Annotated in this window: 12 protein-coding genes; 4 read left to right on the plus strand and 8 right to left on the minus strand. The window is 41.7% G+C overall.

Annotated elements, in window-relative coordinates:
• Positions 1-46: 46 nt before the first annotated feature.
• The 6 genes from ACFEL9_RS13590 to ACFEL9_RS13615 all read right to left on the minus strand — a co-directional run bounded on the left by ACFEL9_RS13590 (position 47) and on the right by ACFEL9_RS13615 (position 7,388).
• On the minus strand, positions 47-1,828 hold the full coding sequence (locus ACFEL9_RS13590) for an AMP-dependent synthetase/ligase (protein ID WP_385890866.1): 1,782 nt from the start codon (positions 1,826-1,828) through the stop codon (positions 47-49).
• A 304-nt stretch (positions 1,829-2,132) separates the two neighbouring features.
• Positions 2,133-3,149 carry a tetratricopeptide repeat protein gene (locus tag ACFEL9_RS13595; RefSeq protein WP_385890869.1) on the minus strand — a complete coding sequence of 339 codons (1,017 nt, stop codon included), beginning with the start codon at positions 3,147-3,149 and terminating at the stop codon, positions 2,133-2,135.
• 135 nt (positions 3,150-3,284) lie between these two features.
• Entirely contained in the window at positions 3,285-4,511 is a 1,227-nt protein-coding gene (locus tag ACFEL9_RS13600) for a DUF1015 domain-containing protein (protein WP_385890871.1), read from the minus strand.
• A gap of 24 nt (positions 4,512-4,535) precedes the next feature.
• Positions 4,536-5,615: a 3-phosphoserine/phosphohydroxythreonine transaminase gene (serC, locus tag ACFEL9_RS13605; protein WP_385890873.1), complete on the minus strand. Its 1,080-nt coding sequence runs from the start codon at positions 5,613-5,615 to the stop codon at positions 4,536-4,538.
• Positions 5,616-5,778: 163 nt separating this feature from the next.
• Entirely contained in the window at positions 5,779-6,744 is a 966-nt protein-coding gene (locus ACFEL9_RS13610) for a zinc dependent phospholipase C family protein (protein WP_385890874.1), read from the minus strand.
• A 35-nt stretch (positions 6,745-6,779) separates the two neighbouring features.
• Positions 6,780-7,388, minus strand: coding sequence for a DUF502 domain-containing protein (locus ACFEL9_RS13615; protein WP_385890877.1), 609 nt, complete (start codon positions 7,386-7,388; stop codon positions 6,780-6,782).
• 228 nt (positions 7,389-7,616) lie between these two features.
• Between ACFEL9_RS13615 and ACFEL9_RS13620 the strand changes: the two genes are divergently transcribed.
• The 4 genes from ACFEL9_RS13620 to ACFEL9_RS13635 all read left to right on the plus strand — a co-directional run bounded on the left by ACFEL9_RS13620 (position 7,617) and on the right by ACFEL9_RS13635 (position 14,726).
• Entirely contained in the window at positions 7,617-8,255 is a 639-nt protein-coding gene (locus ACFEL9_RS13620) for a TetR/AcrR family transcriptional regulator (protein WP_385890880.1), read from the plus strand.
• Positions 8,236-9,672, plus strand: coding sequence for a TolC family protein (locus ACFEL9_RS13625; RefSeq protein WP_385890882.1), 1,437 nt, complete (start codon positions 8,236-8,238; stop codon positions 9,670-9,672). The genes ACFEL9_RS13620 and ACFEL9_RS13625 overlap by 20 nt, the downstream gene beginning before the upstream one ends.
• A 32-nt stretch (positions 9,673-9,704) precedes the next feature.
• Positions 9,705-10,913: an efflux RND transporter periplasmic adaptor subunit gene (locus ACFEL9_RS13630; RefSeq protein WP_385890885.1), complete on the plus strand. Its 1,209-nt coding sequence runs from the start codon at positions 9,705-9,707 to the stop codon at positions 10,911-10,913.
• A gap of 231 nt (positions 10,914-11,144) precedes the next feature.
• Positions 11,145-14,726, plus strand: coding sequence for an efflux RND transporter permease subunit (locus ACFEL9_RS13635; protein ID WP_385890887.1), 3,582 nt, complete (start codon positions 11,145-11,147; stop codon positions 14,724-14,726).
• Between the two features lie 446 nt (positions 14,727-15,172).
• Here ACFEL9_RS13635 and ACFEL9_RS13640 read toward each other — a convergent pair whose 3' ends face one another.
• Both ACFEL9_RS13640 and ACFEL9_RS13645 read right to left on the minus strand, forming a co-directional pair.
• Positions 15,173-15,979, minus strand: a complete 807-nt coding sequence (locus tag ACFEL9_RS13640; protein WP_385891497.1) for a PKD-like domain-containing protein — start codon at positions 15,977-15,979, stop codon at positions 15,173-15,175.
• Positions 15,980-16,534: 555 nt separating this feature from the next.
• Positions 16,535-16,948 (minus strand): hypothetical protein, encoded by a 414-nt coding sequence (locus ACFEL9_RS13645; protein ID WP_385890890.1) that lies wholly within the window; start codon positions 16,946-16,948, stop codon positions 16,535-16,537.
• Positions 16,949-17,162 lie beyond the last annotated feature (214 nt).

Genomic DNA, 17,162 nt, shown 5'->3' on the forward strand with positions numbered 1-17,162 from the left:
AACTGCTATAAGTTAAATAAAAAAGCGGAGACTGGCTCCGCTTGCTTTACACATAAATTCTTTCAATAGCATCTTTATATTTCTCCGAGATCACTTTTCGCTTCATTGATAGTTTGGGTGTCATTTCCCCGGTGTCAATACTCCATTCATTGGGCAGCAATTCAAATTTTTTTATCTGCTCCACATGGTTGAAGTATTTGTTGAAAGATTCAATGATGTCTTTATACAGGGTTTGTACTTTATCATTGCGCAGCAATTCTTCATTGCTGGCATCCGGGATATTGTTATGGCGGGCCCATTCACGCAGGTTGGGGAAAGAGGGAATGATGAGTGCCCCCACAAATTTTCTTTCCGGCCCTACTACCATCACCTGCTCGATAAAAGGTGATTCTTTCAGTTTATTTTCAATCGATAACGGGGCTACGTATTTGCCACCGCTTGTCTTAAACAATTCTTTTTTGCGATCAGTTATCTTCAAATACTTCTCATTGACTAACATGCCAATGTCGCCTGTATGAAACCAGTCATCTGTTATTACTTCGGCAGTGAGATCAGGCCGTTTGTAGTAACCCACCATAATATTAGGCCCTTTACAAAGTATTTCTCCATCTTCAGCAATCTTTACTTCAATGCCATCAATCAAGGGGCCTGTGGTACCAAACATCCTGTCTTTTTCCTGGAAGCGGTTGACGGAAATCACAGGTGATGTTTCCGTGAGGCCATAACCTTCCATGATCACAATATTTGCAGCGGTAAAGATCCGGATGAGCCGAACCTGGCACGCTGCCCCGCCCGTAATGATGCAGCGGATATTATTACCCAACGCTTCCCGCCATTTGCTAAAAATAAGTTTGTTGGCCAGTTTGAGTTGCATAGTGTACCAAAAGCCCTGGTTGGTATTGATCTCAAATTTTTCGGCAAGACCATGCGCCCAAAAAAATAATTTTTTCTTCACACCTGTCAGCTCATTTCCTTTCTGCATGATCTTGTCATACACTTTTTCCAATAAGCGGGGAACGGTGGTGAACATATCAGGTTTCACTTCTTTCAGGTTGTCGCCAATGGTTTCCAAACTTTCTGCATAGTAAATGGAAGTACCCCGGAACATATAGAGGTAGCTTACCATTTTTTCAAAAATGTGATTCAACGGCAAAAAACTTAACGCCTTCATATTTTCACCCGGCGGAAAGCAGGGCAGGCAGGCAAGGACATTGGATAAAATATTTCGGTGACTCAACATTACACCTTTGGGCGTGCCTGTAGTGCCCGAGGTATATAAGATGGTCGCTACATCTTCATAAGCTATTTTTTCCGAAATGGGTTTTATTTGATCGATCAACTCAGGTGTGGCTCTATCGGTTACTTCCTTCCAGTATTTTGCATTGGGGGCATGTTCAAACGTATAAATTTCCCGCAGGCTGGGAATCCGGTCTTTCAGGCTCAGTACTTTTAAAAAAAGGTCCTCATCATTGACAAAAGCAATTTTTACCTGTGCATCTTTTAAGATAAACTCCAGTTCATTTACATTGATCGTAGGATAAATTGGAACAAGGATAGCACCTATCTGTTGCACGGCCAGGTCAAGCATCAGCCACTCGGGCCGGTTTTTACAAAGTATAGCTACTTTGTCACGACCTTCTACCGTCATATCGTTGGATGAAATGCCCAAGCTTAATAAACCTGCGCTCAGGTTATTCACAATACCTGCTACTTCTTTGGTGCCATATTTTTTCCATTGTCCGCTCTCTTTACCAGCGAGCATCACATCCAGTGGCTGCCTCTCTAAATGCCAGGCGAGGCAATCAAATAGTCTCCGGGGTTCGTTCATAGTGCAATCATTAAAGGATAATCAGTTTCCACAGTTAAAAACTGTTATTAAAATAAACAAATTAGTCTAAATATCATAAAAAAGCCCTGAACTCAGGAAGATCAGGGCCTTGGTTTATAAAGGGAGTGGTTAGTTTAAATGACAGCCGATAAAATACTACTATTCACTCAATGTCGTTTACTTGAGGAAACCAGAATTGAAAATTGAACATTTCTTTAGCAGGAATAAAATGTTCAATGCTCAACGCTCAATTTTCAATGTTCAATAAAAAGAACTTAAACAAACGACATTGACTCACTATTCACTAGTTCACCTGGTAATATTGTCCCGCAGGCATTTTGAAAATTCTGTTTCGCTGAAATTGGTTGAACGCTTCGTATTGATCGGTATGTGTTTTTGACCAGGCATCATAGGCAGCCAGGTTTTCGGAAGCACCAAACAGCCATTGATTATATGCTTCAAACAATCCTGCTTTCAATAGCTGTTGCTGGTAATCAAAAAGACGGAGTGGAAATTTGGTCGCATTATTTTGGTACCAGTCCAAAATAAAACGGGTGCGGATCATAGTCAGCGTTTCAGTAGTAATACCTTTATTGGCAAGCGATGACTGCTTACTCATGGTTTGTAAAAAAGCTTTGGCGAACTCACTTTTATTTTTTTCTTCACCCTTCATCAGGTCAGCTTCAGCAAACAATTTTTCTTTGTATGCTTTTAATAATAGTGCTTTCATCGCCAGTCCTCTTTCAGACAGGCTTTCCATGTTTACATAGATCTCGCCATAGATCAGGCTCCATACTTTATCTTTTGTATAGGAGTAATACAGTGCCGCATTGTAATAGTTGCCGCTGTAGGAAGGATCAGCCTGTATACCTTTTTCCCATTGGTTGATGGCGGAATAATCTTTAGCGGCAAAAAGTAACTCACCATATTCGCTGTATAACGGCCCGCTTTTGGGGAATTTTCTCAATCCTTTCTTATAAACCTTATCACACTCTTTTACTTCTTCCAAAGCTTTGTACACATTGCCTGCCAATTGAAAGCAAACCACGTCGGCATCATCCCGGTCAACCAGTGTTTTCACCTTCTCCAATGCTTTGCTATAATCTCTTTTGAGGTAATAGCTCATCACCAGGTCCTTCTGCAATTCGAGGTTGTTTTTATGCTGTTGCAATGCACGGGTTAAAACAATGATGGCATTATCAAAATCGCCGGATCGCATAAATGTTTTTGCTGTCTCATGTAAAGTTTTGACATCTTCTGTCTGCGCAAAAGCGAATCCTATGGAAAGGGAAAGAATAAGTACAGAAACTATTTTCTTCATTTTGTTATTATTTATGACCCAATCTGCAAAGTAAAGAAATTGCCAACAGTGGCACAGCCTCATCCTAAGATTAACAATTTAAAATTCATAGGAAAACTTCGGAGAACCAGACTCTTCGTAAGTCCCTTCAGGGATTTAGGGTTTCAGGGTATGAGTCAATAACCCATCTCTCAGCTTTGGTTCAAACCAAGTGCTTTTGGGCGGCATTACATTACCACTATCAGCAATATCAAACAACTGCCGGATCGTAACGGGATAGAGACTGAATGCAACTCTCATTTCACCACTGTCTACTCTTTTTTCCAATTCTTTTAAGCCCCTTATTCCACCAACAAAATCAATCCGCTTATCAGTTCGCTGGTCTTTTATGTCCAATAATTTATCTAAAATATTATTAGATAAAATAGTTACATCCAATACGCCAATGGGATCTTCTGAATAGGTGTCTTTGCGGGACGTAAGGATGTACCACTGTTTATCCAAATACATGCCGAACTCATGTAGTTGAGCCGGTTTTACAGGTTCCGCACTTTGCGTAATGGTGAAATCATCCTGTAATGCACTAATGAAATCATCGGCATCCATGCCATTCAGATCTTTTACCAGTCGGTTATAATCTAAGATGGCTAACTCACTGGCGGGAAAGATGGTGGTCAAAAAATATTTCGCCGCTTCATTTCCCGGCAAGGCTGTACTTACTTTAGCGGCAGAAGCAGCACGATGATGCCCGTCAGCTATATATGTAGCGGGCACCTTCTCCGCAAATAAACGGGTGATCTCGTCAACCTTAGCCACATCATCAATTATCCAAACACTGTGGCGAATGCCATCTGTTGCCGTAAAATCATAAACAGGCTGCTGCGAATTTTTCCAGTTGTAAATGATGGTATCGATTTCATGCACATTGTTATAGGCCAGGAAAACATTACCGGTTTGCGCACCAATCGTTTTCATATGATCGATCCGATCCTTTTCTTTTTCAGGGCGGGTAAATTCATGTTTTTTGATCACATCATTGAAATAATCATCAACGGACGACACACATACCAAACCTGTTTGGCTGCGGCCATTCATGATCAGCTGATAGATATAATAGCAGGGTTTTTCTTCGCTGAAAACAATTCCCTTTTGTTGAAACTGCTGCAGGTTTTCCTTTGCTTTATCATATACGGCCTGGCTATGGAGGCCTGTCCCATCGGGCAGGTCAATTTCGGCTTTGGTAATATGTAAAAAAGAAACAGGGTTCCCATTCGCTTCTTCTTTTGCTTCTACGCTATTCAATACATCATAAGGGCGGGACGCCAGTTTTTCAGCGATGTCTTGTTTGGGTCTTAGTGCCTTGAACGGTTTTATCTGTGCCATTTAGTTTTAAGTATCTTTTAAATGTTATCCTTTTCTGTTTGCAAAGTCTTTCATTAAATCGGTAACTGCAATTACGCTGTCAATCGTTAACGCATTGTACATGGACACACGGAAACCTCCGACACTGCGGTGCCCTTTTACACCGTACATGCCTTCTTTTTTGCAGAGTTCCAAAAATTCTTTCTCCAATGCCGCATCGCCCATAATAAATACAGCATTCATTTTACTTCTGTCTTCTTTGGCAACGGGCCCTTTAAAAAGCGGCAGGCTATCCAGTGTATCGTAAAACAATTTTGCTTTTGCATCATTTAATTTTTCAATTGCGGCTACTCCGCCCATATTTTTCAACCAACGCAGGGTTAGCATTGCAACATATACTGCAAACACAGGTGGTGTATTCAGCATGCTCGCTTCTTTAATATGATTGCGGTAATCCAGTATGGAAGGAATTTTGCGATCAACTTTTCCCAGGATGTTTTTATTCACCACCACCAGGTTCACACCAGCAGCCCCCATATTTTTTTGCGCACCGGCATAAATGAGATCAAACTTATTGAAATCAAGCTGGCGGCTAAGTATGTCGCTGCTCATATCGGCAACCAATGGTATTCCCCGGTCATAGGGAATGTTATGCCACTGTGTTCCTGCAATTGTTTCGTTGGTAGTGATATGTAAATAGCTGGCGGTTTGAGCTACGGTTAAGTTTTTTGGAATAGTAGTGTAGTTAGTGTCTTTGGATGAACCACCGATTTCTACATGACCAAACAATTTTGCTTCTTTAATAGCTTTGCCCGCCCAGGTTCCTGTCTCTGTATATACCGCGATATCATTTTCATTCAGCAGGTTCATGGGTATTTGCATAAACTGCGTGGTGGCGCCGCCATGCAGAAATAAAACCTCGTGATCGGAATCCAATTGCATCAATTCTCTTACTAAAGACCGTGCTTCCTCCATCACCGCTTCAAATAAGGGAGTACGGTGACCAATTTCTAAAATGGAAAGACCACTATTATTAAAGTCAAGAATCGAACGGCTGGCTTCTTCAAACACTTCTTTGGGAAGAACAGATGGCCCGGCATTGAAATTATGGATCACAGATTTCACAGATTCAACCATATTTAAGCTGATTTAAATGAGGCGCAAAGATAGTTACCGGTTGCCTGTTTCCCGTTACCAGTAAAGAAAAATGTATCGTAGATTTGTCAGTAACAAAAATTTCATTGATTTTTTGATAACAACCGGGCAACCAGCAACCGGTAACGGGAAACTATTCATGTTCCCGTCCCTTTAAGGAACTGTTTCTCCATGCATTATTGAGGGCTTCAAATTCCTTGAGTTCAGCTTCAGAAAAACTTTTGTTAGTTAGTTTGGTGAGATCGGGCTGGCCGGCATTCACCCATGCTGTGTACCAAAAGGATGCGACCGCAAAAATGGATTGTTGCATTCGTCGTTCCACCATGCCTTTGAGTTTATCATTGTAGGCTTTGGCATAAGCAGAGGAGTATTGACGAATGATTTGTCCATTGCGATCCTCAAAGGCATATCGCTGATCGGCGGGAAAGGCGAGTGACAGCTCTTTTTCGAATTTTAAAACGGTGTCCGCAGCCGCCGCACTTTCCAGTACTCTTGCCCAAATAAAATCAGCGGGATTTTTTACGTACTCCGCTTTGCCAATGAAAAAATCCCAATCTTTTTCGGCCATCAGTTCGGGTATCCGGCTTTCCCAAAAACCATGAATACCTTTTTGATCGGTGTACTGGCCATTGTGATTGCTGCTGGCGTGTAGTGGTACGTGTGAATCGGCAATATAATGTCCTATTTCGGCTGACAGCTTTAAGATCTTTGCCTGGTTTTTTTCTTTAAACGCATCGGTGAGCCGGTATAGCATGGTTTGCAACCACCAGGGTACGATACCATGCATATTCAATGTGTCTTCGGAGTATTTAGCAACCGCGTCGCTCCATTTTCGGGGCAATGAGTCATAAGGATAAACACCATACTGATCGATGTCGATATAGTGACGGGGTCCTTCTTCCGGTATGGCATATCTTCTTTTATCGGGATCAACAGCATGTTCTTCCAGAAAACCGATATAGGGCTTGTAAAGAATCATCATCCCCGGCGGTAGGAGAAAGACCGCGTACTGGTTGATTTTTCGATGCGCATAAAAACCCCAGCAAAAGCTTTTGTGAGCAATCAATAGAATAAAAGTCAGCGCAACAATTTTTTTCATTGCAAACTCTTAATGTGTAACCCTTATGCTTTTCTTTAAGATTGAACTCTTTCCGCATCCAAATCAACCACACCACCGGTGACTGCGTATTTCATTGCTTCACCCGAGGTGATGGTATCGATCTTCCGGACTTTTTCTTTGGGTAAGATATATAATTGTCCCGCAAAATTGTAGGCCTGTGGAACGTAAACGGCTACTTTATCGGCACCCATTTCAAATTTTTGCATTTCCTCATCGGTTAAAAAGCCAATGATCCATACATCGGTAGAAAAAACATTAGCCAGTACGGCCTTGCTAAATCGCTTTTTATCACCGGCAAACGCTTCAAAAAAATCCTTGGTAGAAGAATAAATAAACTTAATGACTGGGGTTCGTTCCATCCATTGATCAAAAAAGCTGATAAAACTTCCCATTAAAAAATTAGAGCTGATCCATCCTACCAATATGATGAAGACAACGATAATAACAAAGCCTAAACCGGGGATATTCAGATAAGGTCTTAAGATGCTATCCACTTTATCAAACAACCAATACAAAGCATAAGCGGTGATCGCGATTGGTGCAAGAATAATAATACCCTGTATAAAAAAACCGAAAATTTTTTTGATTCGTGAACGGCCTGCAGTGCCGGACCCTTGACTCATAGACAGTGAGTTTTGTGACAAAGATAGTGAAACGCCTATGTTAGTCTTTAACGCACAGGTATGTTTAGAGGCGTTCCATCTGACCTAATTAAACAATAAAAAATAATCAGATGAAAGCGAACGCCTGTTTGAAAGGTGAAATAATTGTTATAAGGGGCAAAAAAACGAGATGGAAACTTTGGCAACGAAAAAAGTTTCCATAGTTTTGCCCCTCAATTGTGAGTGTTAATGGAACCTAAAGAACGAATACTGGTAAAGGCGCAGGAGCTCTTCCTGCAGTTTGGGATCCGGTCGATATCAATGGATGATATAGCCAATCACCTGGGAATGTCCAAGAAAACATTGTACCAATATTTTGTCGACAAAGACGAGTTGGTAGATGCTGTAATACACAGTCATATCAATGAGATAGAAAATGAATGTGTTAACTGTCGTATAAATGCAAAGGATGCCGTTCATGAAATTTTCCTGACTATGGAGCACATCGCCGATGAGTTAAGCAATATGAACCCGATGGTTTTATATGATTTGGAGAAATTTCATCACCGGGCTTACCAACGGTTTAAAGAGTATAAGGACAAGTTTTTGGCGGAAATGATTCGTAAAAACCTGGAATGGGGAGTAGACGAGGAACTGTATCGCCCTGAGATAAACAAAGATGTGATGTGTAAGTTCAGGCTGGAGTCGCTGATGATACCTTTTAATGTCACCGTCTTTCCCCCCGGCAAATACAGGCTCGCTTCTACATCCGAAGAAATCATTCAGCATTTTATATACGGGCTGGCCACTATTAAAGGACATAAACTGATTCAGAAATACCAGCAACAACGACAAAAAAATCTTAACCATGAAGAGAGCAAAAAGTAATCGATCGGTTTGGCTGATAGCAATGGCTTTATTTCCGGCTGTTGTGGTGGCACAAACAACGTTCCCTGCAAATAGCGACAGTGTAACAGCAAGGCGATATGAGTTTTCGCTGCAACAGGCTGTTGATTATGCTAATAAGAATAATGTACAGGTAAAGAATGCTTTGCTTGATGTAAAGCTTCAACAGCAGGTAAACAGGGAAGTGACAGCCAATGCCTATCCGCATATCAATGCAAACGTTAATACAAGCTACAATCCAAATGTAGCTACACAGGTAATACCCAATTTTATTTCACCAGCTACTTACCAGGTATTAATAGATGAAGGAGTGAAGGGGAACAATGGTCCTATACAGATGCCGTCTGACTTTGGGTTTATTGCGGCACAGTTTGGAACAAAATACAGCGCAATGGCTGGCATCAGCCTGAGCCAGATACTTTTTGATGGCCAGGTGTTTGTTGGTTTACAGGCCCGTTCTACCACGCTGGATTGGAAGAGAAAAAATTTGGAGGTAACAGAAGAAATGATAAAAACCAATATACACAAAGTGTATTACCAGTTGGTAGTGAGTAAAACCCAGATAGAATTACTGGATGCCAATATAGAGCGCCTAAAAAAATTGCAGCATAATACAAAGGTCATGTATGAAAATGGGTTTGCTGAAAAATTAGATATAGATAAAATAACTGTGCAGCTAACCAATTTGGAATCTGAAAAAGTGAAGGTGCTGAATACGGTTTCTAATGGCTATTACGGATTGAAAGTATTGTTAGGTATGCCAGTTATGGACGAATTGGTTTTAACAGATACGCTTGGCTACGACCAGATCAGGGATGGCTTGCTGGAAGCAAGTAGGTATAAATACGAAGACCGGAAGGAATACCAGTTTGCAGAACTTGGAAAAAAACTGAATGAGTATAATATAAAAAGATACAAACTAAGCCAGGTACCAACTCTGTCGCTGAATGGAAACTATGCAAAAAACGCTCAACGGGATAAGTTCAATTTTACGAATAAAGGGCCCTGGTATGGTATCTCATCGGTGAGTCTGAATTTATCTATCCCGATCTTCAATGGATTTGCTACCCGGTCAAAGATCCAGCAGGCGCAAATTGAATTGCAGAAAACAGAGAACCAGATCGACGCTTTAAAACTTTCTATTGACAGTGAAGTGGCCAGTGCAAAAAATAATTTTCGTTCGGCTATTTCTACGCTGGACTTTCAAAAAGATAATATGGCATTGGCAGAAAGAGTGTATGAGCAAACGCAAAAAAAATATGAAGCGGGAACAGGATCGCAAATTGAAATTACCAATGCTCAAACAGATCTGAAAGCCGCACAAACTAATTATATCAACGCCCTGTATGATGCCATCATTGCAAAAACTGATTTCCTGAAAGCAACGGGTAAACTTTAAAAACCAAAACAATGACCTATAAAATAAATAGTATGCAAAAGATATTAAACATAACCATGGCCGCTACGGTCATGCTGCTCCTTGTCGCCTGTGGCAGCAGTACCAAAGAGAAGGCTGAAATCGGCGATTTGAAGGCAAAGCTGGAAAAATTAAAAAAAGAAAAAAGCGGGCTGGACCTGCAGATACGCCAGGTAGAAGAACAACTGGCTAAAGCAGATCCATCATCGGTACAGGTGCAAAAACTTGTATCTGTTGATACGATACGGAGCCAGGATTTTACTCACTTCATCGAACTGCAGGGTAAGATCGATGCGGACAATGTAGCGTATGTATCACCTGCCGGAATGGGAGGAGTCATTAAAGCGGTGTATGTAAAAGCGGGTAGCAGGGTAAGTAAAGGACAAACTCTTTTAAAACTGGATGATGCATTGGCCAGGCAGGGAGTAGTGGCCGCTCAGCAGCAAGCCGGAGTTTTAAAAGCCAGGTTATCACAGGCGCAAACAATTTATGAACGCTATCAAAATCTTTGGAAACAAAATATCGGCACCGAGTTGAATGTAATCAATGCCAAAGCCGAAGCAGATGCATTGCAAAGCCAGTTGAACGCAGCTGAAGCGCAGGTGCGTTCAGCACAGGAACAGTTGAGTCAAACAAATGTTACTGCACAGATCAGCGGAGTGGTAGATGAGGTAAATGTAAAAGTGGGTGAGTTTTTTTCACCACAAACGGCGGCTGATCCAAGAGTAGGGCAAATAAAAATTGTCAACAATGGCAGTATAAAAATGGTAACGGATGTGCCTGAGAATTATGCATCAAGAATCAAGAAGGGTGATGTGGTAGAAGTAGTGGTGCCTGAATCTGGGAAGCCAGCTTACAAGTCAACAATCAATGTGGTAGGTGCGGCTGTTAATCCTACAACCCGATCGTTTACGGTAGAAGCAAAATTACCAGCTGACCCCATCCTGAAACCTAATCAACTTGCCACCATGAAGATCCGCGACTACGAAGCTAAAGCAGCTGTAACCGTGCCAGTAAACGTGGTGCAATCAGATGAAAAAGGGAAGTATGTATATGTAGCTGAGAAGTCAGGTAATAAGGTAGTGGCAAGAAAAAAAGTGGTAATAGTTGGTGAAGCATATAATGGCTTAATGGAAATAAAAAGTGGTTTAGCAGGTGGTGATATCATTATAACAGAAGGTTATCAAACAGTGTATGATGGGCAGGCTGTAAACGCCCAATAACCGGCCCCCTCTAAATCTCTCCGCCGCAGCGGAAGACTTGCAAAGGCCCAGCCCAAGCTTTTCGAAGGGGCCGATAAAATAATGCTCTCCGAAAATGCTGAATAGAGATGTACAGATGATGTGGTAGTTATGAAGAGTAGTAAAGATATACAGCACCGCTCTTTCCCTATCGGGGAAAGAGAAGGAAAATGGGGCCGTATCAAAATCAATTGACGATTAAAATATTCTCACATGAAAATTGTAGAAGGAGTTACAAAAAAGTTTAAACAGTTTGGACCAACCAGCTGGGCTGTTGATAACAAGACTGCGATCTATGTTATTGCCATTATTATTTCCATTTATGGCCTGATTAAATTCAACAGTATGCCGAAGGAACAGTTCCCGGATATTGTTGTGCCTACGATTTCTGTCGCAACGGTGTATGTAGGTAATTCACCAAAAGATATCGAGAACCTTGTTACACGGCCGATTGAAAAAGAATTGAAAGGAATTAGCGGAGCCAAGGTCAATAAAATTCAAAGCACTTCGCAGGCAGATTATAGTTTGATAGTGGTGGAGTTCGATACGGATGTAAAAACGGACCTGGCAAAGCAAAAAGTAAAAGATGCGATCGACAAAGCAAGAGCTGACCTGCCAACTGATCTCACACAGGAGCCAGATGTGCAGGAATTTGCCTTTAGTGAAATACCGATCATGTTTGTGAACGTGAGTGGTGACTATGATGGGATCAAACTGAAAGAGTATGCCGATAAAATGCAGGACCGCTTTGAAGAATTGAGCGAAATAACAAGAGCTGAAATAGTAGGTGCACCGGAACGGGAGATACAGGTAAATGTAGATCCGGGTAAGATGGCTGTATCGAGAATCAGTTTTACTGATATTGAAAATGCCATTGCCCGGGAAAATATGGACATCACCGGTGGTTTGATCGAGACAGGTACGATGCGCCGAACATTGAAAGTAAAAGGACAGTTTAACAGTGCCGAAGACCTGAAAAATATCGTGGTAAGAAGTAGTGCGCAGGGAGCTTCCGTTTACCTGAGAGATTTTGCTGAAATAAAAGACACGATAAAAGAGAAAGACAGTTATGCGCGGTTGGATGGCAAAAATGTGGTTACACTTAACATCGTAAAAAGGGCGGGAGAAAACCTGATCAACGCAGCCGATAAGATTAAAGCAGCAGTGGTGGATATGCAGGAAAAGGAAGACCTGCCGAGGGATTTGAAAGTAGTGATCACAGGTGATCAAAGCAAGCAAACAAAAACTTCTTTTAATGAACTAATCAATACAATCATCATCGGCTTTATCCTGGTGCTGCTCATCCTGATGTTCTTTATGGGTGTTACCAACGCCTTCTTTGTGGCATTGAGCGTTCCGTTAAGTGTGTTTGTTGCCTTCCTGTTTTTACCAATCGCCGACGGAATTATTGGTACCAGTGTTACCCTCAACTTCATTGTGTTATTCGCCTTGCTGTTTGGTTTAGGTATTATTGTGGATGATGCCATCGTGGTGATTGAAAATACGCACCGGATTTACAACAATGGTAAAGTACCCGTAGTGCGAAGTGCCAAAGAAGCAGCCGGCGAGGTATTTATCCCGGTGCTGGCAGGTACTGCTACCACATTGGCGCCATTCTTTCCGTTGTTGTTTTGGAAAGGGTTGATCGGAAAATTTATGATCTACCTGCCAACGATGCTTATTCTCACCCTGGCAGCTTCATTGATCGTAGCATTTATTTTCAACCCGGTATTCGCAGTAAGCTTTATGAAGCCGGAAGGGAAGGAGTATGAAAAGCCAAAGAAAGCGGTATTCAGAAATAAATGGTTCCTTACTTTTTTAATTGCAGGAGTTCTTTTGCATTTGCCCGGTTTCCATGGCACCGCGAACTTTTTGCTGTTAATGGCCATCCTGATGGTATTCAACTCCTATTTGTTGAATGACTGGATTCACGCCTTCCAGCAAAAAGCGTTGCCGGGTTTGATGAATCGGTACGAAAAATTATTGCGGTGGGTGTTACAGGGCAAACGTCCGGTTTGGGCCTTTGTTTCCCTGTTTGCCGTGTTCATTGTTGCTTTAATGATGTTGATGGCAAGGGGAAATAAACAAACCTTTTTCCCGAGCGGTGATCCCAATTTCGTGTATGTATATTTAAAACTGCCCGTTGGTACCGATGTGAAACATACAGATAGTGTTACAAGAATCCTGGAGAAAAGAGTGTTGAAAGTGTTGGAAAAAGAAAAACCCGGTGCTGAAGGCAGCATCGTGGAAAGTGTTATTTCCAATGTGGCGGTAAGTGCCAATAATCCAAGGGATAATAATCGAAGTGTGCAGTCCAATCTCGGTCGTATCCAGGTATCGTTTGTGGAATTTGAAAAAAGACATGGCAAGAGCACGATGCCGTTTAAAGACTCGATCCGGGAAGCGATGAAAGGTATACCGGGTGCCAGTATTGAAGTGACCCAGGAAGATGGCGGACCTCCCACTGACCCTCCTGTAAATATCGAGGTGGTCGGTGATAATTTTGAAAACATCGCTTCAGTAGCTACACAGTTGTATAATTATTTAGACACCAACCGTGTTGAAGGCGTTGAAAATCTTCAACCCGATGTTGATTTGAATAACCCCGAGATCACGATAAACGTCGATCGTGAAAAAGCAATGATGGAAGGCGTTTACACAGGCCAGTTAGGAGGTGAGATAAGGGCAGCCATATTCGGAAGGGAAGTGAGTAAGATAAAAGACGGCGAGGATGAATACAAAATACAGGTTCGCTATAAGGAACTATTGCGCAACAACGTGACCGACCTGATGAACATGCGGATCACTTTCTTTGATATGAACACCATGCAGGTAAAAGCCTTGCCGCTTAGTGCCGTAGCCAGTGTTGATTATACCAACACCACCGGTGGTGTAAAAAGAAAAAATGTGAAACGTACTATCCAGTTACAAAGCAATGTGCTGGATCCGACCATGGTGACTCCCATCAATGCAGCGTTAAAAGCGAAGATTGACGATTTTAAGAGCAAGGTTAAAATTCCGGCTGATGTTACTATTCGCCAGAGCGGACAAAGTGAGCAGGAAGCGGAAACCAATGCCTTCCTTGGAACAGCTTTCATGATTGCCGTGGGGCTGATCTTTTTGATTCTTGTATTGCAATTCAACTCGATGAGTAAACCCTTTATCGTTGTTACCGAAATCTTCTTCTCAGTGATCGGCGTCTTGATAGGCTATGCTGTTACCGGTATGACCATTGCTACCATCATGGTGCTGGTCGGTGTGGTTGGTTTAGCGGGCATTGTTATCAAAAACGGGATCCTGCTGATCGAGTTTACCGATGAGCTGCGTGGTCGTGGCATGCGGACAAGGGAAGCCGCTATACAGGCCGGTAAAATCAGGATCATCCCGGTATTGCTGACTGCCGTGGCTACCATCCTTGGTTTGTTGCCGCTGGCGGTCGGATTTAATATTGACTTTGCCGGTATGTTCCAGCATTTGAGTCCCAATATTTTCTTTGGTGGTGATAGCGTGGTGTTCTGGGGACCATTAAGCTGGACGATCATATTTGGGTTGATCTTCTCCTTCTTCCTTACCCTGATGATGGTACCGAGTATGTACCTGATTGCTGAAAGATTGAAGAGACCTATGGAGAGGTTTTATGGCACCCGGTTCATCGCACTGCTTGGATTTTTGGGGCCTTTATTCTTCATTTTTGTTGGAATAATGTTCCTGGTTCGCAGGCTGCAGGGCAAAAAAGTATGGATGGGCAAATTGAAGCCGGCTCCGGAACGGGTATTGGCGGATGTAAATATTTAAATTTATTCTACTGCCTATTGTTATTGTAAATGATTTATTTAATTAAAAAAAAGGGGCATTCCGATTCGGGTGAATGCCCCTCTTTTATTTTTTTAAAAAAAATTTTGCGGATTTGTGCAGCAGAACAAAGCCTTCCCTTGTCTCTTTATCGTAGTACCCTGATTATTTTAATTTCACGTTGACTGCTTTTAACTGATGTCTTAATTAGTTGGTTTTGTATCCGCCACACTAACTGCTTAGCGGAAAAGAGTCCCGATCATCGGGACTCTTTTGTTTTTAATAATGTGAATTACAAGCATGGGCTTATATTTCCTCCTTGTCGGTTTAGCTGAGAGGACGGGGGAACAATTTAAAAGACAAGAGATTATTTCGACGTCCAACCTGGTTTCTGTTAAAAAAACGGAGCAACAAATTCCGTTGCTCCGTTTCAGAATGAATTAACCCGCTCAATGCTGAACAACAATCTTGCATGACTGCCATTCCTGCCCGTCGAATATTCTCAGCGTGTACACATCATTGGGTAATGCCGCCACGGAAATAGTTGTTATAGCCTGGCCTTTGGGAAATTTTTGTTTGTGTTTGATAACACCCATTTTATCATATAGTTCTATCTCCTGGATTTCCGCCGGTTTTTTATTGTTCAATTTGGCTACCTCGTCATTTGATTCAATCCTGATATTATCCGAACCTGGATTGGGCGAAACTGTATAAGCAAAATCACAAGGAAACATAGTTGCACCGATATATGATTCAGGAGATACACCACAAGCCCCAACAGCCCTGACTCCAAAATAGTAAAAGTTGCCGCAGCTTACGTTCCCGCTCATCGGCAATTGATAAGAAGAGCTGGTCGTTGTCGCTTTTAAAACACCATCCAAATACCATCGGTAAGAAGTAGCTCCCGGCACATCTTCTACATCAAGCAGAACCCTGTTTGGCGGAAGGTTCCATGTCCATGTTATCAGGCCAGGTGTTGGGGTTTGAGAAACCAGTTGTACATTTCTTGTGGCAGTTACTGTTCTATTTCTACCTTTTGAATCATTTATGGTAACCCGCACCCAACCTGCATCCATTTGTAAGGTGCTTATATTTCTAAAAACGGCAGTCGGAGTATTTTGACCGCTTACCAGCAAAATGTTTGCAGAATGAGTCCACGTATACGTGCATCCCAAAAGATTGGGAACGGAGAAAGGAATATCTGGCGCCGGACATCCGACAAAGTCAGAGCCACTTATTGTTAATGGTGATAAAATTAATGTGTTTAGTGAGTTTAATCCTTGTGTCGGTGAAGGCCACTGCTGAAGGCTGGCTCCGTTCTATGAATGTTATTGGAAAAATTCCAACTTGGGAGTAATTAGTGAAATGTGATTTTTTATTGCGCTGTCCAGAACCGTTCTTGATTCATTGAAAATGTACATTTCAGCGGTTGCTGAAAGATTGAATTGATTAAAAACAAAACCCACATTCAGTGCGTTAGGGATACTAATTCTTAATGTCCATACTTTACCTACAGAAGTGCTTGTAATGTTCCCATCGGCATTAGTGATGCTTACGGTAATATTGTCAGCATAGCGGTAGAGTTTATCATCCTCTGTTGTTGAATCTTCATCAACAGGCGTTGGGGGCGTTGTTGGGGTAGACGCGTATAGTTATATGTTTTTGTGTTAATAGATGTTACCTGACTATATCCGGGTATCTGGCTTGATATAGCTGAAGGAGATGTTGCAATTCGGATTATCTGGCCTCTTGCCGAAATAGTAATCAATAAAAAAAGTAGAATTGGTAGTTTTTTTATCATACTTAATGTTTTAACGGATTTCTCCCTGATGAATAATAAAAATTTCTTTTAATGAGTATGTTACGGGGAATGTCACTGTACAGCCGGTGGTCGTTATTTTACTTGGGGTTATGGTTCTATAGTCAATCGAAACTCTCATGCCAATCTGTTTCAGTCTTTGGTCAAGCCCTTTTAACTTTAAAACATTTGTATAGGTTATCCCATTTAATGTAAGAGTATCACCTAGCTGTGGTGAATTTGGGTAAACTGTAAAATCAAGCAGCCAGTAATCCTGCGTTTCGTCCGTATTGCAATTTTCTTTGCCTATTACATATCCCCCGACATTCTCGTAGTCAGGCTTAAAAGGAGGCTTATTGCATGAGCCGGAGCTTAAAACAGTTAAAACTAAGAAGGATACAACTACCGTTAAGTATATAGATTTCATATAAAAAAATTTTGATGTTGAAAAATAACCAAGATTTATATTGTCAATGTCTCAACTTACCAAGTTTTTAGTGAGTGCTGTGAAACTGGGCTGGGAAATAGATTTCAGGCGCAATTGATAAACGGAATTTTGATTTTATTTTTTGCAGGAACCGGCCAGGGATAGGCGGTGACAGAGAGCAGCAGAATATAATTGTTTTTTCATAAGTGCAGTT

The sequence above is a fragment of the Terrimonas alba genome (assembly GCF_042434975.1).
GTDB classification, from domain to species: domain Bacteria; phylum Bacteroidota; class Bacteroidia; order Chitinophagales; family Chitinophagaceae; genus Terrimonas_B; species Terrimonas_B alba.

Bases quoted from the DNA above. Each gene is read 5' to 3' on its own strand.
- ACFEL9_RS13590 (WP_385890866.1), bottom strand. From the start codon at position 1,828: ATGAACGAACCCCGGAGACTATTTGATTGCCTCGCCTGGCATTTAGAG.
- ACFEL9_RS13595 (WP_385890869.1), bottom strand. From the start codon at position 3,149: ATGAAGAAAATAGTTTCTGTACTTATTCTTTCCCTTTCCATAGGATTC.
- ACFEL9_RS13600 (WP_385890871.1), bottom strand. From the start codon at position 4,511: ATGGCACAGATAAAACCGTTCAAGGCACTAAGACCCAAACAAGACATC.
- ACFEL9_RS13610 (WP_385890874.1), bottom strand. From the start codon at position 6,744: ATGAAAAAAATTGTTGCGCTGACTTTTATTCTATTGATTGCTCACAAA.
- ACFEL9_RS13615 (WP_385890877.1), bottom strand. From the start codon at position 7,388: ATGAGTCAAGGGTCCGGCACTGCAGGCCGTTCACGAATCAAAAAAATT.
- ACFEL9_RS13620 (WP_385890880.1), top strand. From the start codon at position 7,617: ATGGAACCTAAAGAACGAATACTGGTAAAGGCGCAGGAGCTCTTCCTG.
- ACFEL9_RS13625 (WP_385890882.1), top strand. From the start codon at position 8,236: ATGAAGAGAGCAAAAAGTAATCGATCGGTTTGGCTGATAGCAATGGCT.
- ACFEL9_RS13630 (WP_385890885.1), top strand. From the start codon at position 9,705: ATGCAAAAGATATTAAACATAACCATGGCCGCTACGGTCATGCTGCTC.
- ACFEL9_RS13635 (WP_385890887.1), top strand. From the start codon at position 11,145: ATGAAAATTGTAGAAGGAGTTACAAAAAAGTTTAAACAGTTTGGACCA.
- ACFEL9_RS13645 (WP_385890890.1), bottom strand. From the start codon at position 16,948: ATGAAATCTATATACTTAACGGTAGTTGTATCCTTCTTAGTTTTAACT.